20 protein-coding genes and 1 tRNA gene are annotated in these 21,668 nt (G+C 69.4%); 5 read left to right on the forward strand and 16 right to left on the reverse strand.

Features of this window, described 5'->3' with window-relative positions; all coding sequences use genetic code 11:
* Nucleotides 1-31 precede the first annotated feature (31 nt).
* Nucleotides 32-484: a hypothetical protein gene (locus MYK68_RS05270; RefSeq protein WP_247866661.1), complete on the forward strand. Its 453-nt coding sequence runs from the start codon at nucleotides 32-34 to the stop codon at nucleotides 482-484.
* Nucleotides 481-1,326, forward strand: a complete 846-nt coding sequence (locus tag MYK68_RS05275) for an alpha/beta hydrolase (protein ID WP_247866663.1) — start codon at nucleotides 481-483, stop codon at nucleotides 1,324-1,326. Before MYK68_RS05270 ends, MYK68_RS05275 begins: the two co-directional genes overlap by 4 nt.
* A gap of 260 nt (nucleotides 1,327-1,586) precedes the next feature.
* Here the strand turns inward: MYK68_RS05275 and MYK68_RS05280 are convergent, their stop codons facing one another.
* The 11 genes from MYK68_RS05280 to MYK68_RS05330 all read right to left on the reverse strand — a co-directional run bounded on the left by MYK68_RS05280 (nucleotide 1,587) and on the right by MYK68_RS05330 (nucleotide 15,197).
* Complete coding sequence (locus tag MYK68_RS05280) at nucleotides 1,587-3,383, reverse strand: acyl-CoA dehydrogenase (RefSeq protein ID WP_247866665.1); 1,797 nt, start codon at nucleotides 3,381-3,383, stop codon at nucleotides 1,587-1,589.
* Between the two features lie 32 nt (nucleotides 3,384-3,415).
* Nucleotides 3,416-4,273: an SDR family NAD(P)-dependent oxidoreductase gene (locus MYK68_RS05285; protein WP_247866667.1), complete on the reverse strand. Its 858-nt coding sequence runs from the start codon at nucleotides 4,271-4,273 to the stop codon at nucleotides 3,416-3,418.
* Nucleotides 4,270-4,431, reverse strand: coding sequence for a hypothetical protein (locus MYK68_RS05290; protein ID WP_247866669.1), 162 nt, complete (start codon nucleotides 4,429-4,431; stop codon nucleotides 4,270-4,272). The genes MYK68_RS05285 and MYK68_RS05290 overlap by 4 nt, the downstream gene beginning before the upstream one ends.
* A gap of 105 nt (nucleotides 4,432-4,536) precedes the next feature.
* On the reverse strand, nucleotides 4,537-6,072 hold the full coding sequence (locus tag MYK68_RS05295) for a serine/threonine-protein kinase (protein ID WP_247866671.1): 1,536 nt from the start codon (nucleotides 6,070-6,072) through the stop codon (nucleotides 4,537-4,539).
* A gap of 11 nt (nucleotides 6,073-6,083) precedes the next feature.
* The gene (locus MYK68_RS05300) at nucleotides 6,084-6,680 is read right to left on the reverse strand and encodes a TetR/AcrR family transcriptional regulator (protein WP_349306159.1); all 597 of its coding nucleotides are present in this window, start codon (nucleotides 6,678-6,680) and stop codon (nucleotides 6,084-6,086) included.
* The gene (locus MYK68_RS05305; RefSeq protein ID WP_247866673.1) at nucleotides 6,677-8,926 is read right to left on the reverse strand and encodes an MMPL family transporter; all 2,250 of its coding nucleotides are present in this window, start codon (nucleotides 8,924-8,926) and stop codon (nucleotides 6,677-6,679) included. Before MYK68_RS05305 ends, MYK68_RS05300 begins: the two co-directional genes overlap by 4 nt.
* Before the next feature lie 44 nt (nucleotides 8,927-8,970).
* Complete coding sequence (locus tag MYK68_RS05310) at nucleotides 8,971-9,579, reverse strand: phosphoribosylanthranilate isomerase (protein WP_247866680.1); 609 nt, start codon at nucleotides 9,577-9,579, stop codon at nucleotides 8,971-8,973.
* A gap of 10 nt (nucleotides 9,580-9,589) precedes the next feature.
* Complete coding sequence (locus MYK68_RS05315) at nucleotides 9,590-10,984, reverse strand: YibE/F family protein (protein ID WP_247866682.1); 1,395 nt, start codon at nucleotides 10,982-10,984, stop codon at nucleotides 9,590-9,592.
* Between the two features lie 18 nt (nucleotides 10,985-11,002).
* A complete protein-coding gene (gene nagE, locus MYK68_RS05320) occupies nucleotides 11,003-13,036 on the reverse strand; it encodes an N-acetylglucosamine-specific PTS transporter subunit IIBC (protein WP_247866684.1) in 2,034 nt (677 codons plus the stop codon).
* 81 nt (nucleotides 13,037-13,117) lie between these two features.
* A complete protein-coding gene (locus MYK68_RS05325) occupies nucleotides 13,118-13,774 on the reverse strand; it encodes an HAD-IA family hydrolase (RefSeq protein WP_247866685.1) in 657 nt (218 codons plus the stop codon).
* Nucleotides 13,775-13,784: 10 nt separating this feature from the next.
* Nucleotides 13,785-15,197 (reverse strand): endoglycoceramidase I, encoded by a 1,413-nt coding sequence (locus tag MYK68_RS05330; protein WP_247866686.1) that lies wholly within the window; start codon nucleotides 15,195-15,197, stop codon nucleotides 13,785-13,787.
* 168 nt (nucleotides 15,198-15,365) lie between these two features.
* Here MYK68_RS05330 and MYK68_RS05335 point away from each other — a divergent pair, with 168 nt between their 5' ends.
* Nucleotides 15,366-16,304 carry a M23 family metallopeptidase gene (locus MYK68_RS05335; protein WP_247866687.1) on the forward strand — a complete coding sequence of 313 codons (939 nt, stop codon included), beginning with the start codon at nucleotides 15,366-15,368 and terminating at the stop codon, nucleotides 16,302-16,304.
* Here the strand turns inward: MYK68_RS05335 and MYK68_RS05340 are convergent, their stop codons facing one another.
* A complete protein-coding gene (locus tag MYK68_RS05340; protein ID WP_247866688.1) occupies nucleotides 16,305-16,976 on the reverse strand; it encodes a FadR/GntR family transcriptional regulator in 672 nt (223 codons plus the stop codon).
* An 80-nt stretch (nucleotides 16,977-17,056) separates the two neighbouring features.
* On the opposite strand from MYK68_RS05340, the gene MYK68_RS05345 reads away from it, so the two are divergent.
* Nucleotides 17,057-18,292, forward strand: coding sequence for an MFS transporter (locus tag MYK68_RS05345; protein ID WP_247866689.1), 1,236 nt, complete (start codon nucleotides 17,057-17,059; stop codon nucleotides 18,290-18,292).
* Here MYK68_RS05345 and MYK68_RS05350 read toward each other — a convergent pair.
* From MYK68_RS05350 to MYK68_RS05360, 3 genes are all read right to left on the reverse strand, one after another.
* A complete protein-coding gene (locus MYK68_RS05350; protein WP_247866691.1) occupies nucleotides 18,276-18,671 on the reverse strand; it encodes a DoxX family protein in 396 nt (131 codons plus the stop codon). The genes MYK68_RS05345 and MYK68_RS05350 overlap by 17 nt on opposite strands.
* 89 nt (nucleotides 18,672-18,760) lie before the next feature.
* Complete coding sequence (locus tag MYK68_RS05355) at nucleotides 18,761-19,555, reverse strand: tyrosine-protein phosphatase (protein WP_247866692.1); 795 nt, start codon at nucleotides 19,553-19,555, stop codon at nucleotides 18,761-18,763.
* 52 nt (nucleotides 19,556-19,607) lie between these two features.
* Nucleotides 19,608-20,309 carry a nucleoside/nucleotide kinase family protein gene (locus MYK68_RS05360; protein ID WP_247866694.1) on the reverse strand — a complete coding sequence of 234 codons (702 nt, stop codon included), beginning with the start codon at nucleotides 20,307-20,309 and terminating at the stop codon, nucleotides 19,608-19,610.
* 168 nt (nucleotides 20,310-20,477) lie between these two features.
* Between MYK68_RS05360 and MYK68_RS05365 the strand changes: the two genes are divergently transcribed.
* On the forward strand, nucleotides 20,478-21,389 hold the full coding sequence (locus MYK68_RS05365) for an aminoglycoside phosphotransferase family protein (RefSeq protein ID WP_247866696.1): 912 nt from the start codon (nucleotides 20,478-20,480) through the stop codon (nucleotides 21,387-21,389).
* Here MYK68_RS05365 and MYK68_RS05370 read toward each other — a convergent pair.
* A tRNA-Leu gene (locus MYK68_RS05370) sits at nucleotides 21,390-21,463 on the reverse strand.
* Nucleotides 21,464-21,668: the final 205 nt, after the last annotated feature.

Genomic DNA, 21,668 nt, shown 5'->3' on the forward strand with positions numbered 1-21,668 from the left:
AACTGAAGTGACAACCGTCATAATCAGAAGCATGGCGAACCCCCTGAACGACCGGCCCGGCCGCGAACGACAGCGCTTGCGCAAGCTCGCGCAGGCCGCGATGAACGCGGACCAGACGGTCGACCAGGTCGAAGGCATCCTCGGCGACATGGGACCGGTGCTGGAAGGACTCTCCACGACGGTCGCTTCCCTCGACGGGTCGATCGACAGCCTGGACGTCACGCTGGAACGGCTCAACACCTCGCTCGACAACGTCGACAGCACCGTCAACCGGATGGCGGGAGTCGTGACCCGGCTGGAACGGATCGTCACGCAGGTGGAGGGCCTCGTCGCGATCGCCGAGACGGCCCTGCGGCCCATCAGCGCCGTCGAGTCCGCGGCGCACGGCGTGGCCGGGCTGCTGGGTTTCGGCGGTAAGACGTCGCGGCCGCCGCGCCCCGCCTTGCCCGTCCGTGACCAGTCGACGCCGGGGGTGGGCACGTGAGGTCGGAGGAACGCTCGCTGACCGGTTCGCGCGGCCGGACCATCGTGTACGACGTCCATCGCCCCGACGGTGACCCGGTGGGTGTCATCGCCCTGGTGCACGGACTCGGTGAACACGCCGGCCGGTACGGGCACGTGGTGTCCCGGCTGACCGGCGCCGGTTACCTGGTGGTCGCGCCCGATCACGCCGGACACGGCCGGTCGTCCGGCACCCTCGCCGAGGTGCGGGACTTCGGCGATTTCGGCGACGACCTGCACCGGGTGATCGCCGCGGTGTGGACCGGCGACCTTCCGCTGTACGTCCTCGGACACAGCATGGGCGGCGCGATCGCGCTGCGCTACGCGCTCGACCACCCCGACGACCTCACCGGTCTGGTGCTCTCCGGGCCCGCCGTGATGCCGGGCGACGACCTCTCGCCGCTGATGATCAAGGCGGCGCCGGTGCTCGGGAAGCTGGTGCCGCGGCTGCCCGCGGCGGCGCTGTCGGCGTCGGCGGTGAGCCGCGACCCGGCCGTGGTGGCGGCCTACGAGAACGACCCGCTGGTCTGGCACGGGAAGATCCCGGCCGGGCTCGGCGGCGCACTGATCGGCGCGATGGGGGAGTTCCCCGCACGGCTGCCGACGCTGCGGGTGCCGACCCTGGCGCTGCACGGCGGCCGCGACGTCCTCGCCAACCCCGACGGCACCCGGATGATCGGCGAGCTCGGCGGTGGCGGCGACGTGACCGTGAAGATCTATCCCGAGCTGTACCACGAGATCTTCAACGAGCCCGAACAGGACGAGGTGCAGGGCGACGTGCTCGCGTGGCTGGGCGAGCACCCCGGATCCTCAGTAGCCCGTTGAGCTGGCCGGGCCCCACGTCAGTAGCTCGTTGAGCTGGCCGGGCACCACGTCAGCAGCTCGTTGAGCTGGCCGGGCACCACGTCAGTAGCTCGTTGAGCCGGTCGGGCACCACGTCAGTAGCTCGTTGAGCCGGTCGGGCCCCTCAGGGCCCGGCCGTGTCGAAGCGGCCTTCAGTCGGGGCTGCGTTTCGACACGTCTCGCCTATCGGCTCGACGGCTCAACGGGCTGGGGGCGGCTCGACGGGCTATGGGGCTCGCCGCCTAGAACCAGGCGGGATCGGTGTCGAGCGTCGTGCGGTCGTTCGACGACACCAGGTCGAGCTGAGCCCGGGTCTTGGGCAGTTCATAGGCGAAGAAGTACCGGGCCGCGGCGCGCTTGCCGTCGTAGAAGTCGCCGGTCTTGTCGCCCGCGGCCAGCAGCTGCTCCAGCCACATCCAGGCGACGACGATGTGCCCGGCCGCTTCCAGATACGCGGTGGCGTTCGCCAGGGCCAGCGCCGGATCGCCGGAGGACCAGGCGGCGGCGGTCGCCGCGCCGAGCCGGCCGACGGCGTCGTTCAGCGCGTCCGCGTACCGTGCGGCGTCGCCTCCGGCGTCGCGCGCGGTGGCGACGGTGGCGCCGACGGCCTCGGCGAACACGGTGAATCCGGCGCCGCCGTCGATCACCATCTTCCGGCCGAGCAGATCCAGGCCGTGGATGCCGTGGGCGCCCTCGTGGATCGGATTGAGCCGGTTGTCCCGGTAGAGCTGCTCGACGTCGAACTCCTTGGTGTAGCCGTAGCCGCCGTGGACCTGGATCGCGAGGCTGTTGGCCTCCAGGCACCACTGGCTGGGCCAGCTCTTCACGATCGGCGTGAGCACCTCAAGCAGGGTGTGTGCGGCGACCCGGTCCGCCTCCACAGGTGCGGTCATCTCCTCGTCGACCAGCCGCGAGGCGTACAGCCCCAGCGCGAGGGCGCCCTCGGCATAGGCCTTCTGCGCCAGCAGCATCCGCTTGACGTCGGCGTGCTCGATGATCGGCACCGGCGGCACGTCGGCGCTCTTGGCGTCGACCGGACGGCCCTGGACGCGGGTCTTGGCGTACTCGACCGACTGCAGATAGCCGGCGTAGCCGAGTGCGGTCGCCAGGAAACCGACGCCGATCCGTGCCTCGTTCATCATGTTGAACATGTAGCGCAGGCCGTTGTGCTCCTCGCCGACCAGATAGCCGACGGCGCCGGGGCTTCGACGGGGCTCAGCCGGCGACTGGGCGAAGGTGCCGTCGCCGAAGTTCAGCAGGGTGTTGGTGGTGCCGCGGTTGCCCATCTTGTGGTTGAGACCGACCAGGGCGACGTCGTTCCTGGTCCCGTCCGGCAGGACCTTCGGGACGATGAACAGCGAGATGCCCTTCACCCCGGGGCCGCCGCCGGGCGCCTTCGCGAGCACCAGGTGGACGATGTTCTCGGTGATCTCGTGGTCACCGGCCGAGATCCACATCTTGGTGCCAGTGATGCGGTAGGTGCCGTCGCCGGCGGGTACGGCGCGCGTGGTGATGTCGGCCAGCGACGACCCCGCCTGCGGCTCGGACAGGCACATGGTTCCGGAGAAACGGCCCTCGAGCATCGGGCGCACCCAGGTGTCGATCTGTTCGTCGGTGCCGTACTTGGCGAGCAGGTTCGCATTGCCCACGGTGAGGAACGCGTACGACGAGGTCGCGGCGTTCGCGGCCTGGAAGTTGACCATCGACGCGCGAGAGATGGTGTGCGGCAACTGCATTCCGCCCAGCTTCTCGTCGAACGAGCCGGCGTTGAGACCTGCGGCGGAGAACGCGCGCACCGCCTCGGTCACCTCGTCGAGCAGCACGACCTTGCCGTCGGGGCCGATAGACGGCTCGTTCTGGTCCGACTTCTTGTTGTGCGGCGCGAAGAGTTTGGCCGCCATGTCGTGGCTGAGGTCGAGGACGTCGTCGAAGGTCTCCCGGGAGTGCTCGGCGAACCGTTCCCGCTCGGTGAGCTCGGTGACGTTCAGCCATTCGTAGAGGAGGAAGTCGAGGTCGTTGCGAGACATGAAATCGGCCATGCCTACCAGTCTGACAGATCGCTCGCTCGGTTTCAGATTCCGGCTCGGCGGATCAGCTCACCGGCCAGACGCGGGGAGACGTCGGCGATCGCGCGAAGGACGACGGTGTAGCGCGGATAGGTGGCGGGCCGGCCGGTGGCCGCCGCGCGCACGATCCAGCGGGCCGCGTCGTCGACGTCGAGGGCGGGCGCCTCGTCGTACTCGGCGGTCGGCGCGATCATCGGGGTCCGCACCAGCGGGAACCCGACGTTGCTCACGCTGACGCCGGTGCCGCGGCACTCGTCGTCCAGGCTGCGCCCGAACGCGGCGAGGGCGGCCTTCGAGGCGTGATAGGCGCTGAATCGCGGCATCGAGCCGGCGCCGACGCCCCAGGTGACCACGTTGACGATCCGGCCGCGGCGCTGCTGCAGCATGGCGGGCAGGAGCGCGGTGGTCAGCCGCACCGCGCCGAAGTAGTTGACGGCCATGGTGCGCTCGAAGTCGTGGAATCGGTCGACGCTGTCGACGACGGAGCGGCGGATCGAGCGTCCGGCGTTGTTGACCAGGACGTCCGGGGTGCCGAACCGGGCCAGGATGGTCTCGGCGAGGGCCTCGGCCGAGGCGACCTCGGACAGATCCGCGGTGACCGGATGGGCGATTCCGCCGTCGGCGGCGATCGAGTCGCAGACGGCGGCCAGCGCGTCGAGGTTCCGCGCGACGGCGACCACCTCCGCACCGGACCGCGCGAACTGGCGGGCCGCGGCTTCCCCGATTCCCGACGATGCGCCGGTGATCACCACCAGGTCGCCCGCGGCATCGGTGTGCTGGAACCCGAGAAGGCGGGGGAGGTCGGTGAGGGTGCGGGCCGGCTGCAGCGCCGTAGTGATCACGGCGCGCACGCCGGGGATCACTTGTACTTCTTGATGATCTTGAAGGCCTCGTCGGCGTCGACGTTCTTGGCCACGAGCTTGCCGTTCTTCACCTTGCGGATGGTATAGAGCTTGGACCGTTTGGCGTCGGCGACGTGCAACCCGACGCCCTTCGCCTTTTTGTTGAGATCTTCCAGCACGTGTGGATGGTAACCCCTCAAGGTGAACAACCGAGACGGGATCGGAACACCTTGTGACCAAGGTCTGTCATGGCAGGTCAACGAGTGTTTCAGCGACCACGGTGATCAGCAGACCTCCACACCGGTGACACCCGAGTTCTCCAGGCGGCGCCCGTAGGAGCCGGGGTACCGATACTTCTTCGAGCAGCCGTCGTAGTAGACGGCGTAGATCACGTTGCCGTGCTCGTCGCGTGGGCGCAGCGATGAGCACGACTGATCCGCGCGCAGGTACTGGGAGCCCTCGTACTTGTCCAAAGCGGCCTGCACTTCGGCGACAGGAGCGTCGCCCAGGGGGCTCTGCACGATGGTGATGATGCGGCCGTCGCACGGCGGTGTGGAGATCGGGGTGGACAGGCCGAGGTCACCGACGCCGCGGGCGGTGGTCGTGCCCGGCGGTGCCTGCGGGATCGGGGTCTGTGTCCGGGTGACGGTGCCGGCGGGGGCTTCGCCCGCCGAGGGGGAGGTCGCGGGCGACGTCTCGGTGACGGTCACATCGCCGGCCGCGGTCGTGGTCTGGTGGCTGTCGTCTCCGCGCGGCCACAGCCAGATGCCGACGACGGCGAGTGCCAGCACGGCGACCACCGCGGCGATGGTCAGGAGCGCGGTGTTCGGGGCGTCCCGGCGCGAAGCGGGCGGGTACCCGGCGGCGCCGACCGGGTGCGGGTACGTCGGGGTGGTGAACCCGGCCGATCCGGTCACGGGGCGGGTCCCGGCCGGCGTCGGCCCGGTCGGTGCCTCGGCGGTGAACGGCGCTGCCGGCGGCGGCGCGGGCAGCGCCGGGGGCGAGCCGGCGAGGACCCGCCGTGCGTCGGCCGCGAACTCCCCGGTGGTGGGGTACCGCTGCGCCGGGTCCTTCGCGGTCCCACGTGCGATGACGGCGTCGAACGCGGTCCCGGTCGACGGCAGTGGCCGGTGCAGGTGCCCGGCGATGATCTGCTCCATGCTGGTGGCGCCGAACGGCTTGGCGCCGGTGAGACATTCGTAGAGCACGCAGGCGAGAGCGTAGGTGTCGCTGGCCGGGCCGACCGCCGTGCCGGGCGCACCGGCGCCGAATCGCTCCGGCGCCATGTAGTTGAACGACCCGATCGCCGCGCCGGTGGCGGTGAGTGAGGTCTGGCCCGCGGACTGGACCAGTCCGAAGTCGACGAGGTAGGCGAAGCCGCCCTTGTCAAGGAGGATGTTCTCCGGTTTGACGTCGCGGTGGGTGAGTCCGGCGTCGTGGGCCGAATCGAGCGCGCCGGCGATCTGCGAGACGATGTCGACGGCTCGCTCGGCCGGCAGCGATCCCTGTCGCAGGAGTGCCCGGAGGTCGTCTCCGCGGACGATCCGCATGTCCAGGTAGAGCTGGCCGTCGATCTCGCCGTAGTCGTGGATCGGGATGACGTGCGGGTCGTGCAGCTTGGCCGTCGTCTGGGACTCCCGGAGAAAGCGGGTGCGGAAGTCGTCGTCGCCGGACAGCTGCGGCGGCAACAGTTTCAGTGCGACCGTGCGGTCCTTGACCGTGTCGACGGCCTCGTAGACCTCGCCCATACCGCCCCGCCCGAGGAGCCGGACGAGGCGGTACGGGCCGAGCTGTGTTCCCCGGCGATCCCCCGTGTTCATAGGGGTTGAGGTTACCGGGTGACCAGCGGTAAGCCCTGTTCCAGGAGGTCGACGGCGGCCAGGAACTCGGCGAGGGTGGCCTCGTCGGGCTCGGCGGCCTGCTCGGCGATCATCATCATCACCCCGGACAGCGCCGCGACGAAGACCCGCAGTTCGAGGGCATCGGCGGGGGTGCCGGTGTAGTCGGCGATGAACTCGACGGCTTCGAGCATCACCCGGTCGGCCTCCAGCTGATACGCCATGCGGAGTACCGGTTCGGTGCGCAGCAGATGCAGCCGCTGCGGATCACTGGCCCAGGGGTCGTCACGGGCCACCTCGAAGAGGTCGGTGAGCATCCGGCGGGCCAGGTCGAAGTGACTCAGACCGGGCGGCACCGCGTCGAGCATCCGCTGTCGGGCTTCGCCGAGGTCATCGGTGACCAGCACCTGCTCCTTGGAGTCGAAATACCGGAACAGCGTGGTGTGCGAGACCCCGGCGCGCTCGGCGATCTGCGCGACCGTGGTGGCCTGGTAACCCTGCTTGGAGATCAGCTCCAGGGCGGCGGCGCGGATCGCGGCCCGGGTGCGCGCCTTGTGCTCGGCGCGCGACCCGGGCCGGGGCTCGATCACGTGGCGGCCGCCGGGGTGGCCGGGGTCAGTTCGACGGGCTCGGAGGTCTCCTCGCTCAGGCCGCGGTTACGGACCGCGCTGCCCTCGACGTCGAAGTTGAGCACCAGCTTGTCGAGCCAGCGGGGCAGACCCCACGCCTTCTCACCGAGCAGCGAGATCACCGCGGGCACCACCGTCATCCGGATGATGAAGGCGTCGAAGAAGACCGCGACGGCCATCGCGAAGCCGAGCATCTTGTTGGTGGTCTCCGGCGACAGCATGAACGCGGCGAAGACGCTGATCATGATGATCGCCGCCGAGGTCACCACGCGGGCGCCGTGCCGGTACCCGGCGATGATCGCGTCCTTGGGCGACATACCGTGCAAGAACTCCTCGCGCATCCGCGTCACCAGGAACACCTGGTAGTCCATCGCCAGGCCGAAGACCACACCCACCAGGAAGATCGGCAGGAACGACAGCAGCGGCTTGGTGTGATCGATCAGGCCGAGGGCGCCGTCGGTGAACACCAGGGTGGTGATGCCGAACGTGGCCAGCACGGAGAAGACGAAGCCGAGCGTGCCGATCAGCGGCACCCAGATCGACCGGAACACCGCGATCATGATGAGGAACGCCAGGCCCACGACCACCGCGATGTACGGGATCAGTGCCTTGTCGAGCTTGGCCGACAGATCGGACATGATCGCGGTCTGGCCGCCGACGTGGATCTCCGCGTGCTGTTCGCGCAGCTGGGGGCTGAGCGCGCGGACCGATTCCATCAGGTCGTGGGTCTGTGGCGCGCTCGGCTTGCTGTTCGGGGTCACCACGATGAGGGCGGTGTCCGCACCGGCGTTCGTATTCTGCTTGTCGGTGCCGTTGCCCATCCAGGCCAGCGACTCGGGCTGGTACACGTCCTTCATGGTCTTGATCCGGGCGACCGCGGCATCGGCGGCCGGAGCCAGGTCCGCGGCGTCGTTGGCGTGGACGACCACGTAGAGCTCGCCGTTGATGCCCTCGCCGAAGCCCTTGGCGACCAGGGATTGCGCGGCGGCCTCCTCATCGGAGTTCATGTCCATGCCGAGCTGCATGCCCTTGACGGGGATGGCGGCGGCGATCAGGATCGCCAGGCCGACGACGATGAACGGGATCGGCTTGGCGACGACGGCGCGGCCGAACTTCACCCCGAGGGTATCGGCGGTGTCGGACTCCTCGGCGTGCTTGATCCACGGGATCTTCGGCAGGAAGGCGAAGCGTCCGACGGCGCCGAGCAGCGCCGGGATCAGGGTGAGGGCGGCGATCACCGCGACCAGGACGGCCAGACCGGCGCCCAGGCCCATCTGGGTGATCAGCGGAATGCCGATCACCATCAGCGCGACCACCGCGATGATGACGGTGAGGCCGGCGAAGACCACGGCGGTGCCCGCCGTGCCGACGGCCCGTCCCGCGGCGTCGGCGGGTGAGCCGCCGCGTTTGAGCTCGGTGCGGTACCGGGTCACGATGAACAGGGCGTAGTCGATCGACACGGCGATACCGAGCATCATGACGATGCCGGTCGCGGTCTGGTTGACGCTCATGAACGTCGCGCTGACCATGAGCAGCATCATCGTCAGGCCGACGCCCACGATGCCGGTGATGAGCGGTATGAAGGCCGCGATCAGAGCGCCGAACGCCACGATCATGACGACGAAGGCCACGGCGAAGCCGAGAACCTCGGCCATGCTCTGTTCCTGCGCCTGCATCAGACTGCCGGTCGCCTCCACCTGGAGGCCGCCGGTGCGGTTGTCCTCCAGGATCTTGACCAGTTTCTCCTTGTCGGCGGCCTTGACGTCCATGAGGTCGACGTCCTGGCTGACCGTGATCAGGCCGATCTTGCCGTCCTTGGACAGCACCTTCTCGGCGATCGCCGGATCGGCCTTGGCCGCGGTCACCGGGTCGGTGATGGTCTGCGGATCGGTCACGCTGGGCAGCTTCGCGAGTTCACCGGTGAGCTTGTTGATCTGCCCGGTGTGGGCGGCCAGGCCGTTCTCCGCGCCGACGACGACGATGGTGCGCGACTTGGTCTGCTGCTGCGAGAGCGCCGGGAAGTTCTTCTGCAACTGCTCCATCGCGACGCCGCCGTCGGTGCCGGGCAGCTCGAAGTCCTTGGCGAACTTGGGATGCAGAGTGAGGACGAGAGTGCTCAAGATCGCCGCGACCGCGACCCACGCGGCGAGTACCCACCACTTGTGACGGAAGGAGAACCGGCCGAGCCGGAAGAGAACTGAAGACATGCCAACAAGTGTTACTGAGTAACACTTCCGTCGGCAACGTGATTTCAGCGTGAAGCCGCGCACACCTCGGCGAGGAAGTGGCGGATCAGATCGTGGTCCTTGCGTCCGGGCGACGACTCGACGCCGGAGGAGACGTCGACGCCCCACGGCCGCGCCTGCGCGATCGCGGCGGCGACGTTGTCCGGGCGCAGCCCACCGGCCAGAATCCACCGTCCGTCGGGGCCGTTCTCGGCGAGCACACTCAGGTCCCACTGTTCACCGGACCCGGGGCGCGGGGCGTCGAGCAGCAGCGTCTCCTCGCCGTACGCGCCGACGTGCAGGTCGGGGTCGTGGGCGAGGGAGGTGGCGCGCCAGACGCGGCCGAAGTGCGCGGTGGCGGCGGCGAAGTCGTCGCGCGTATAGGTGCCGTGCAGCTGGAGGACGCTCACGCCGAGGTCGGTGGCGAGCTCGGCGGCGTCGGTCGCAGGCATGTCGTTCACGACCAGGACGGTGTCGACCCGGTCGTCGGCGGCGGCCACGATCCGTCGTGCCAGCTCCGGCGCGATGGCCCGGGGGCTGGTGCGGTTGATCACCACGCCGATCGCGTCGGCGCCCGCGGCGACGGCCACGTCGACGTCGTCGATCGCGGTCAGGCCGCATACCTTGGCGTACATGCCGCCCACTTTACGGCCGCGCGACGCCGGATTCCGGCGACGGCGGTGCGATCAGGGCGGCGGCGATCGCGGTGGTGAACGGCACCGACAGGGCCAGCGCGATACCGCCGACAAAGGTGCGGGCCAGCTCGATCGCCACCTCTTCGCCGGTCAGGAGCGACGAGAACGGCTGTCCGGCCACCGAGAACAGGAGCAGCAGCGGCAGCGCACTGCCCGCGTACGCGAAGACGAGGGTGTAGACGGTGCTGGCGATGTGGTCGCGGCCGACGCGCATGGCGCCGCGGAACGCGCCCAGCCGGGACTGGCCCGCCGCGGCGGCCAGCTCGAAAGTGGTCGACGCCTGGGTGATCGTGACGTCGTTCAGCACGCCGAGCGTACCGATCACGAAGCCGGCCAGGAGCAGCCCGGACAGCGAGAGGGAGCCCTGATACAGCTGCAGGGTCCGGGTGGACTCGCCGGACAAGCCGGTCAGGGACAGTGAGGTGACGGCCGCCTGGCTGAGCCCGGCCGCCAGGATGAGCGAGACCACGGTGCCCAACAGCGCGGAGCTGGTCCGCATGTTGACCCCGTGCGCCAGATAGAGGACGGGGAACAGGATGGCGGCCGACGAGACGAGCGCCACGCCCACCACCGAGTGCCCGTCGAGGATCGACGGCAGCGTGAAGTAGCCGAGCACGCCGAACGCGAAGACCAGTCCGATCACCGCCCGCAGTCCGCGCCAGGTCGCGACGGCCACCACCGCCACCACGAAGGCGAGTGCCCACCAGATCAGCGGAGTGCCGCGCTGATAGTCGTAGAAGGCGTAGCGGAGCGTGCCCGACGGATCGGTGATGACGGAGAGCCGCAGATGGTCGTCGAGGTGCAGGTCGGGCTGTCCGGCCATCGGCGCGTTCGGGTCCAGTCCCTTGGTGGAGGGCTGGCCGGGGACGTCGTCGGTCTGGGTGCGGTTGGTGGCGATGGACAGCACCACGTACTGCCCCTGCTGCGCCCCCGAGGTGAGCCGGGTGACCGAAGCGATGCAGGGCCCGCCGGTCGCCGCGATCGCCGGATACGCGGTGGTCGCGGTGCCCGGGGTCAGCGTTCCGCAGTCGGCGCGCGACTGTGAGATCACCGTGGCGTCGACCGTCCGGATCGGCCCGCCGTCGGCCGCCTGGAACGGGATCGGCAGGGGTCGTTCGGCGTGGCTCGGCCAGAGCAGGATCGCGCCGATCACCGTTGCCAGCGCGGCCAGGACCAGCAGACCGACGACGGCCGGCCGGGAGTAGCGGGCGAGGTTCTCCACCGGTCCCGTCGCGTGGACGTGTCCGGCGTGCGTGTGGCCACCCGGCGCCGGTCCCGGCGATGCGCCGGGCGGCGGGCCGCTCGCGGCCGGTGAGTCCGCGGGCTCGGGGAGACGGTGGCTCACACGCTCGACGGTAGCCGATCAGCCGAACGTGACGGTCGCCTGCTTGTCGTTCATCACCACGACCGGGGTGATCGGGGAGAAGCCGGCCTCGCGGATCTTGTCCAGGTCCACCTCGAGCAACGGCTGCCCGGCGCTCACGGTGTCGCCGGCCTTGACGAGCGGCGAGAAGCCGTCGCCCTTCATCTTGACGGTGTCCAGGCCGACGTGGATCAGGATCTCGGTGCCGTCGGCCAGCCTCAGCCCGAGCGCGTGACCGGTCGGGAACACGGTCACCACGGTGGCGTCGGCGGGGGCGACGACGAGACCGGCGGCCGGGTCGACGGCCAGGCCGGGGCCCATCATGCCGCTGGCGAAGACCTTGTCGGGGACCGCGTCGAGCGCGAGGACTTCGCCCGGGATCGGCTGCTGCAGGATGACGGTCTTGCCGGTGGCGGGCTCGTCGGCGTCGTCCTCGGGCGTGTCGTTCTCGGGGGCCGGCCTGTCGATCACCGCGGTGGTCACCGGTGCGGCGGCGCGGCCCGCGATGAGGTCTTCCATCGCGTCCTTCACGAACTGGACGCGCGTCCCGTAGATCACCTGGATCGAGTGCCCGCCGGGCTTCATGGTGCCGGCGGCGCCCGCCTTCTTGAGCGCGGCCTCGTCGACCACCGAGGTGTCGGCCAGTTCCATGCGAAGCCGGGTGGCGCAGTTGTCGAGGCTGGTGATGTTCGCGGCGCCGCCCAGGGCGTCGATGAAGCGGGCGGCGGTGCCGAGGAACGGGCTGTCGCCGCCGTTGTCGAGTTCTTCCTCGACGAAGTCGGCGTCGTCCTCGCGGCCCGGCGTCTTGAGGTTGAACTTCAGGATCACCCAGCGGAACACCACGAAGTAGATGACGAACCAGCAGACGCCCATCACCAGGATGATCCACGGGTTCTCGGCCAGCGGGTTGGTCCAGTTCAGCACCAGGTCGACGAAGCCGCCGGAGAAGCCGAAGCCCATGCGGACCGGCAGCAGCTGGCTGATCGCCATCGAGATGCCCATGAACAGCGCGTGCAGCACGTACAGGAAGGGCGCCAGGAACATGAACGAGAACTCGAGCGGCTCGGTGACGCCGACGAAGAACGACGCGACCGCGCCGGACAGCAGGATGCCGTAGGCCACCTTCTTCTGGGTGGGCTTGGCCGTGGTGTACATGGCCAGGGCGGCGCCGGGCAGGCCGAACATCATGATCGGGAAGAAGCCGGTCATGTACTGGCCGGTGACGCCGAAGACGCCCGGGCCGTCGCTGCCCTGGAGGAAGTTGCCGAGGTCGTTGATGCCGGCGACGTCGAACCAGAACACCGAGTTCAGCGCGTGGTGCAGGCCGAACGGGATCAGCAGGCGGTTGAAGAAGCCGTACAGGCCGGTGCCGAGGGCGCCGAGGTCGACGATCCACTCGCCGAAGTTGACCAGGCCGGTGTAGATCAGCGGCCAGAGGAACAGCAGGAACAGGGCGACGATCAGGGAGACGCCCGCGGTCACGATCGCGACGCTGCGGCGACCGGAGAAGAACGACAGCGCGTCGGGCAGCTGGACGTCCTTGAAGCGGTTGTAGCAGAGCGCGCCGATGATGCCGCACAGGATGCCGATGAATGCGTTCTGGAACGCGCCGGGCGCGAACGCGGCGTTGACGTCCGGTGATTGCAGAACGAAGTGCCCGTTCTGTTCGGCGATCTGCTGGCCGGCCGTGACGGCCGTCCCGTCGGCGACCGGCGTCGAGGTGAAGCCCTTGCCCAGGAGGTTCATCACCGAGCTCGGCGCGAGCAGACTGGTGATCACCAGCCAGGACACCAGGCCGGCCAGGGCCGACGTGCCGTCGGACTTCTCGGCCATACCGATCGCGACACCGACGGCGAAGAGCAGGGCGAGGTTGCCGACGACGGCGAGACCGGCGGTGGTGAGGAAGGCCTCGACCACGTTCGGGCCGGCCGCGCCCTTGATCCAGTTGCCGATACCGACCAGGATCGCGGCGACCGGCAGCACAGCCACCGGCAGCATGATTGATTTGCCGAGGTTCTGAAGGAACTTCATCATTTGTCGGGTGACCGCCTGCTCTGGGTGGACATATGCGACGCACGCGCTATCTGGTGCGGGTGCCCGCTGAGGCCCGATTCCTCAGGTTGGTATCAGGATGAGTGCCCGGCCGTCCGGCCGCGCGGTGACCCGGACTCCGAGATAGTCGTCGATGTGCCGCTCGGCGGGCAGATCCGTCGCGTGCGGGCCGACCGCGACCACCGGCATTCCGGCGGCATGAGCGGCGGCGATGCCGGCGGGGGAGTCCTCGAAGACCAGGCAGTCGGCCGGGTCGACGTGCAACGCGGCCGCGGCGGCGAGGAAGCCTTCGGGGTCGGGCTTGCTGCGGGTCACCTTCTCCGCGGTGATCGAGAGCTCCGGCAGCGCCATCCCGGCCGCACCCATCCGGGCGGTGGCCAGCCCGGTGTCGGCCGAGGTGACCAGCGCGTGCCGGACGTCGTGCAGGGCGGCGAGGAATTCCGGGGCGCCGGGTATCGCGACCACCCCGTCGAGGTCGGTGGTCTCGACCTTCAGCAGGGCGTCGTTCTCGGCGACGTTGACCTCGCGCGGCCGGTCGGGAAGCAGTTCCGCCATGGTCTCGTGACCCTGCCGCCCGTGGCAGACGGCCAGTACGGCCGCCGGGTCCAGGCCGTGCTCGTGTGCCCAGGCGGTCCAGACACGTTCGACGACGGCGGTGGAGTCCACCAGGGTGCCGTCCATGTCGAGGAGGACCGCGCCGACGTCGAACGTGTCTGTCATGGTGCCGAGCCTACGGCGACGCGGTGCCGCCCGCGACGATGTTCACGGTGACCGGACCGGCGCCGTCGGCCTTGATCGAGACGGTCGGGCCGTCCGTCGGGCCGACCACCGAACCGCCGTCGACGGTGATGGCCGGGTGCCCGCGGTAGTGCAGCGCGGGCACCGCGATGACCGTCGGCGCACTGATCGCGCGGTTCGGCCGATAGGTGTAGCGGAAGGCGCCGGTGTCCTCGTCGTACGACATCGACAGCGGGGCGCCCGCGGTGGCCTGCGGGTACGTGCGCACCAGGTGTTTGGCCACGTCGGCGCCGAATCGCTGACCGGAGCTCAGGTGCCAGTAGATCCAGCCGGCCATCCGCTCATCGGCGCGGGTGACGGTGTTGCCGATGACCGTCGGGTCGATGTCACCGAACTCGGTGACCACCACCGGCCGACGGGTGCGGGCCTTGACCAGGTCGATGTTGCTCCAGGTGTGGTCGTGCTGGAGCGGGCACAGGCTGCGCAGCTGCTCGGGCAGGCCGAGGTAGATGCCCAGCTGCGACGGGATGCAGTAGTCGTGCGGGGAGATCACGACATTGGGCGAGGCGATCTTGCTCAGGCCCAGGTAGCTCGGCATCAGCTGGTTCCAGGTGACGTTCGGCTCCCACCAGACCGGGACCGCGGGATTGGCGGCCTGGATCCGGGTGGTCAGCTTGTTCATCACCGACTGGTACTGCTGGTCGAACAGCGGGCAGCCGACCGGGAAACAGGTCAGTGCCGCGGTGCCGGGCCACGGCTCGTTGAACAGTTCGATGCCGGCGACGCCCGGCTTGCCCTTGACCGCGTCGGCGACGGCGGCGAGCGCGGTGCCGAGGTAGTCGATCAGGCCGTTCTTGTTGCTCCAGACCTCGTCCCAGCCCTGATTCATGCTCGGCATCAGGTAGTAGAGCGGGAACCCGGGGTTGGGTTCCCAGCCGGCCGGGCGCGCGGTGAGGGACCAGGCCGGGAAGCCGTTGCCGCCCCAGATCGACGACAGGCCGTCCTGGTGGTTGTCGATGAGGGTGTAGATCCCCTTCGCCGCGAGCAGGTCGACCACCGCGACGATGCGATCGATGAAGGCGTGGTCGATCCGGCCGCGTTCGGGCATCAGACCGTCGAACGAGACGCCGAGGCGGACCACGTTGAGGCCCTGGTCGGCGAGGTACTGGGCGTCGTTCTCGGTGAGCGTGAAGCCGTCCTTCAGCTGGACGTACGGCGGTTCCTTGTCGACGTTGTTGACGCCGTGCAGGAGCACGGTGCGGCCCTGTGCGTCGACGATGGCACCGCCGCGCGCGGTGAGCTGGCTCAGCGGGGTAGCGGCCCGCGCGGGTGGCGCCGCGAGCAGAACGGGGAGGACGAGCAGGGCTGCCAGGACGAGGGCGAGCCGCCGGAGGACGGTGGTCATGGTCGATCTTTCTCCAGTCGTGTCACCTGAATTGGGGACTATGCGAGAAGTCTCGCGTTACTGAAGAGTCGGGTGTTACTTGTGTGGTCGAGTCGATGCGTCACGGTGACCGATTTGAGATGAGATGACGGAATCCTGGCAGATCGAGAATCGTAGAAGGGCGCGCCGATGACGCCGATCGCACAGTTGGCGATCATCCAGGTGGGGATTCCGCTGCTGCTGATCCTGCTCAACGCGGTGGTGCCGGCGTCGTCGTGGTGGGCGCTCGGCCTGCGCGCACTGCTGCTGGCCACCGGGCTGGCCTGGCTGATCCTCGGCGGCACGTGGTTGTATCCGCCGTGGTGGACGCCGTTCGTGCTGGTCGTTCTGGCGCTCGCGAGCTTCGTCCGGCCGGTGCTGCGGCTGTCGCGCCGGGGGACCACCCGGCGGCGCGGCTGGCGGTGGTCGGAGACGACGATCGTGGCGCTGCTCGTGGTGGCGGTCGTCGCACTGCTGGTGGTGCCCGCCGCGGCGGGTCGTTCCCAGCCGCCGGGGGCGGTCGACATCGCCGAACCGCTCGACCCCGGCGCGTACTACGTCACCAGTGGTGGGTCCCGCTCCGCCGTGAACCGGCACCTGCTGACATCCGACTCGGATCAGTGGCGTGGGCAGCGCCGCGGCGTCGATCTGGTCAAGGTCGACGGCCTGGGGCGTCGTGCGCACGGGATCGCACCGGCCGATCCGGCCGCGTACTACATCTACGGTGCGCCGGTGATCTCCCCGTGCGTCGGGACGGTCGCCGAGACGCGCGCCGACCTGCCGGACCATCGGGTTCCGGACATCGACAGCGACAACCCGGCCGGAAACTATGTGCTCGTCTCCTGCGGCGACTACGAGGTGCTGCTCGCGCATCTGCAGCACGAGAGCGTCGTGGTGCGCGCCGGTGACCACGTCGAGATCGGCGTTCCGCTCGGCAAGGTCGGGAACAGCGGCGACGCGGCGGAACCGCACCTGCACATCCATGCGCAGCGGCGGTCGCCGGATCCGGCGAAGCCCTTCGCCGGAGACCCGCTGTGGCTCACCATCGACGGACACTTCCCGGTGCGGAACCGGCTCCTCCGGCTGTAGTCAGCGCGCGATGCGTTCGCACAGGGCGTCGAGGTGGGTTCGGCTGAGCCGACGTGCCGCGTCGCCGTCGTGGGCGGCGATCGCCTCGGTGAGCTGCTCGTGTGCGCCGCGGTCGGCGTCGTCATCCATGCCGGCGCCGAGGGCGAGCATGTCGATCATCGCCTGCCGGAGCCGGGGAACGAAAGAATCGAAGAGCTCGAGCAGTACGGGATTGTCTGCGGCCTCGACGACGGCGCGGTGGTAGCGCATGTCCGCGTCGACGTAGTCGGCGGCGGATTCCCGGTGGCGCTCGCGGTCGGCGAGGGTGCGCCGGATGGCGCGCAACGCCTGCGGTGAGCGACGCTGTGCGGCCAGGTAGGCGGCCTCGGCTTCGATGGCCGTGCGGGCCTCGATCACCGCGGCGATCTCGGCCCGCTGCAACACGGTGTTCCAGTCCTCGGCGGCGTCGAGCGCCGTGACGAACACTCCGGCTCCCTGTCTCGTTTGCAGGACGCCCTTGCCCGCGAGCTGCCGGATGGCCTCCCGGACCGTGGAACGACCGACCCCGAGCTGCGGTCCGAGGGTCGTTTCACCGGGGATCCTGGCTCCGAGCGGCCACTCCCCGGCGCGGATCCGGTTCAGCAGCAGCTCGGCCGCCTGATTCGCGAGTGGAGTTCTTTTGACCTGGCTCACCGTAACCTCAATTGTCTACTTGTCTGAGGAGTTGTGTAGAGTCCGTCTCGTCCCTGGCAGGGGAGATCGAGAGGAACATCATGGATTCGACCGTAGCGCCCGAACGGCGCCGCGCACAGTTGTGGGTGCTGACTGCGACGCACGCCGCCAACGACTTCTACACCGGGGCGGTGGCCGCGCTCCTTCCGTTCTTCGTGCTGCACGCGCACTACTCGTATGCGGCGGTCGCGGGCATCACACTGGCGGCGACTGCCTTGTCGAGCATCGCGCAACCGGGCTTCGGCTATCTGAGTGACCGGTACGGGCTCGGCTGGATCAGCCTCGCCGGACTGCTGGCCGCGGGCGCCGGTGTCGCGCTGAGCGGGTTCTTCTCATCGTCGTACATCGTGGTGTGGGTGCTCATCGCGATGTCGGGAATCGGGGTGGCCGCCTATCATCCGGCCGCGACCATGCAGGCCCGTGAGGCCGGCGGCGGCACGACGGCCGCGATGAGTCTGTTCTCCGTCGGCGGCAACGCCGGGGTGGCACTCGCGCCCGCCGCGGCGGTCGCCGTGGTCGGTGCGTTCGGGCTGCGGGGGACCGGGCTGTTGATCGTGCCGGCAGTCGTGCTCGCGCTGGCGTATTTCGTCGTCGCGCGGCATCAGTTGTTCCGGCGGGTGAAACCCCGGGATGTCGCGGTCGCCGCGCACACCGATCTGCGCGACGACTGGCGGGCCTTCGGCTGGCTCACCGCGGTGCTCGCCACCTGGTCTGTCGCCTACGTGGGCACCTCGACCTTCGTCGTGCTGTACTGCGTCGCGCGCTTTCACTCCACGCCCGACTACGCGTCGATCGCCCTGACGGTGTTCCCCGCCGCCGGCGCGGTCGGCACGCTGGCGGGCGGGTGGCTCTCGGACCGGGTGGGCCGGCTGCCGGTCTTGCGCTGCGGCTACCTGGCCGGGGTCGGCGGTATCGTCGCGATCGTTCTCGCGCCGTCGCCACTGGTCGTCTTCGTGGCGACCGGCGCGCTCGGGCTGGCGCTTTTCGCGCCGTTCGCCGGGCAGATCACCCTCGCGCATTCGTATCTGCCGAACCGGATCGGCGTGGCCAGCGGGGTCACGCTCGGGCTCACCCTGTCGCTGGGCGGTGTGGTCAGCCCGTTGCTGGGCATGATCGCCGACGGTGTGGGCGTGCGCTGGGTCTTCGTCATTCTCGCGGCGCTGCTCGCGGTCGGGTTCGGCACCTCGTTCGTGCTGGCCGAACGGGCGCCCGCACAGATCGAGGTCGTCGACGTCCCCGGCGACGCCGAGGTGGCGCCGGCTACTTCCGTGACGTAGCGGCGATCGCGGTCAAGCCGCCGATCATCGTGACGTTCTTCAGGAACTGCACCTGCTGCTGTCCGCGGACCGCGGGGTCGTCGGAGGTCCAGAAGGCGTGACCGGCGAGGGTGGTCGGGACCAGCGAGGCGATGAGGCCGAGCGCCGCGGCGCGCGGCAGGACCCCGGCGGCGAGCAGGGCGCCGCCGACGGCCTGCGCGGCACCGTTGGCGCGCACGACCATCTCGTCGTCGACGGGGATCGGCACCACCTTGCGCAGCGGATCGAGCACCGGCTTGGCCATGTCGACGCGCGGGCCGGGTGCGGTGGCGGCGGCGTAGCCGAGCTTGACGAAGGGCAGTCCGGTCAGGGCGCGGCCGGCGATGTCGAACAGGCTCATGGTTCTCCTCGGTTCTCGATGTCGTTTCGAGGGTACCGAACACCCCGCCTATCCGGACTTCGGTCCGCTATCGCTGGAGTCGCCCGGGTTCAGGTGAGCAGTCGAGTGCGGAGCGCGGTGATGGTCGGCTGATCGATCCGCAGGCCGTGGCGGACATAGCGATCCATCGATCCGTAGAGCCGCTTGACCTGGTCGAACGCCGCGTTCAGCCACGACAGCTCCACGGCGTCGTCGCGACCGAGGTAGGTGTTCGACTTCAGGAAGTCCGCGTCGATGGTGGCCCGCGGGACGCCGAGGATGCTCAGCAGGATCGCCGCGCCCCAGCCGGTGCGATCCTTGCCCGCGCTGCAGTGGAAGACGGTGCCGCCGTCGGTGTTGCGGGCGATCGCCACCAGCAGGTCGTGGAAGGCGACATCGGATCCGTGATAGCTGACCATGAACGGATAGCCGAGGCTCTGGCCGATGTTCGACGACCCCGTCGTGTAGTAGTCGATCAGCCCGCGGCCGAGCGTGAGCGGGACCGGCTCGTGGAACCAGATCCCGTTGGTGAAGCTCACCACGTCGGCGACCTGGTAGCGCACCCCCGGAGGCAACTGATCGGGTTCGTCCTTGCGTTCCTGGACATTGCGGAGGTCGACGGCGAGCGTGATCGAGGCGTCGGTGATCTTCTGCTTATCGGACGGTGTGAGATCGCTCAGCTTGTTCGACCGGAACACCAGGCCCTCGCGGACGGTCCTGCCGTCGGAGGTCTGATAGCCGCCGAGGTCGCGGAAGTTCGACGCCCCCTCGAGTCGGGGCGCGGCGTGCACTTCCGCGGGAGCGAGGACGGACACGCCGAGGAGGAGGCCGACGGCGGCGAGGACGGCGGCGAATCGTGCACGCATCGCGGATTCCTTTGCGGATCGTCTGTCCCCCGAGCGAGGGACAATTGTCCGCTCAGACTACAAAGCGGGCCTGGCGCGCGCGAGAGTTCAGCCGTTCGACGACCGGTCTTCCGGGGTCGGTGTTGTCGATGACGATGGACGCGCGTGACCTCGGCTGCCGTTCGGCGAGGTAGATACGACATGCGGCCATGTAGCGCGACTCGAACGCGATGCGTGCGGCGGCCTCGCCACCGAGGGCATCGGCGTCGCGCGTCACTCCGCGGGCGATCGCGGCGGATTCGTCGCTGTGGAGATAGAGCACGTCGTCCCACAGACCGTCGAGTTCTGGACGCTGAATGAACGTCGCATCGAAGATGACGATCGAGTTCGCCGCCGCGACGGCTGTGGCGCCGGTGATCACCTCGTCCGACGTCAGGTCATGAACCTTGGTCGCGTACCGTCGCGATCCATCCGGACCGAGGGGCCGCAAGACCTCGGAGGCCAGGGAGTCGAAGTCGTACGCGTCGTCGTAGTACCCGCGCGCCGACGATCGTCCCTGCCGGTAGCGCCGCGCACGCGTGTGATGGAATCCGTCCGAGTCGATGAAGACGACCGGGCGGCCGGAACCCTGGATCACCGCGGTGAGCGTGCGGGCGAACGTCGACTTCCCGGCACCGCACACCCCGTCGACGCCGACGCGCCAGGGACGGCCGGGGTCGGCGGCGATCAATTCTGCGGAAATCCGCTCGATGATCCGGACGGATGGAGTCTGCATGGCGCCATTCTGCCTGGGCGGCGGTGTGGACGAGCGGTCTCGTCGGCCATCCCCGAATATCAGGTGACGACGGGAATCGTCCCTCGTGAGCCGATATTCGGGGGTGGCCGACGCGCTCCCCGAGCTCGGGTGGGCCCGCCGCCCCACGACTGCTCGTAGGGTGGGCGTGTGCGGATTCCCGACGGTCTCGAAGCCCAGCGGCGGCTGGGGCCGGACTGGGTGTCGTGGCTGGACCGACTCCCCAGACTGTGCGATGAGCTGCTGGCCGAATGGCGCTTGACCCTGGACGGCGACGCCCTGCACGGCTTCGCGTCGGTCGTGATCCCGGTCCGCGCGGACGACGACACCGAGGCCGTCCTCAAGGTCGGCTTCGACGGTGCCGAGGAGTCCGCGCAGGAGCATCTGGCGCTGCAGACATGGGCCGGTGACGGTGCCGTCCGGATGTACCGCGCCGATCCGGCCCGGCGCGCCATGCTGCTCGAGCGGCTCGGCCACGAGGATCTGTCCGGCGAATGGGACTTGCAGGCATGCGAGATCGTCGCGTCGTTCTATCCGCGACTGCACCGCCCGGCCCCGCGCCGATTCCCCGCGCTGCCTGACCTGCTGGCGCGGTGGCTCGACGCGATGGACGCCGGCGCGCACGAATTGCCGGTGCCGCGCCGGCTGATCGACCGCGCACTCGTACGCGGACGGGAGTTCGTGGCCGATCCGGATTCGGCCGGGACGATCGTGCACGGCGATCTGCACTACGGGAACGTCCTTGCCGCTCAGCGGGAGCCGTGGCTGGTGATCGACCCGCAGCCTCTCTCCGGCGACCCGCATTACGAGGTGGCGCCGCTGCTCTGGAACCGCTGGGCCGAGATGGACGGCTACCTGCGCGAATCGATCCGGCGGCGTTTCTTCGCGGTCGTGGAAGCGGCCGGGTTCGACGACGAGCGCGCCCGCGACTGGGTGATCGTCCGCATGATGCTGAACGCGCACTGGGCCGTCGAGGATGCGCGACGTGTGAATCGCCAGCTGGACGACGCCGAGCGTGAGTGGATCACGCGGTGCATCAGCGTGGCCAAGGCGGTGCAGTAGTGCCCCCGGTCGGGCTCGAACCGACACTCGGCGGATTTTAAGTCCGCTGCCTCTGCCAATTGGGCTACGGGGGCGCGGGGTCGATCTTGCCAGGTGGGTGGCCCGGCGAGGTGAGGGGTGGTCTCGACTCCGCTCGACCAACAGAGGGCCGTGCGTCGAGGTGCTCTTCATGATGATCGAGCGGAGTCGAGATCAGACCTCTGGACAAGTGGGTGGTCTCGACGCCGCTCGACCAGCATGGGGATCGACTGTCCTGGGCGTCGCTCGACCGGCGTGGCG

Source organism: Gordonia sp. PP30 (assembly GCF_023100845.1).
GTDB lineage: Bacteria > Actinomycetota > Actinomycetes > Mycobacteriales > Mycobacteriaceae > Gordonia.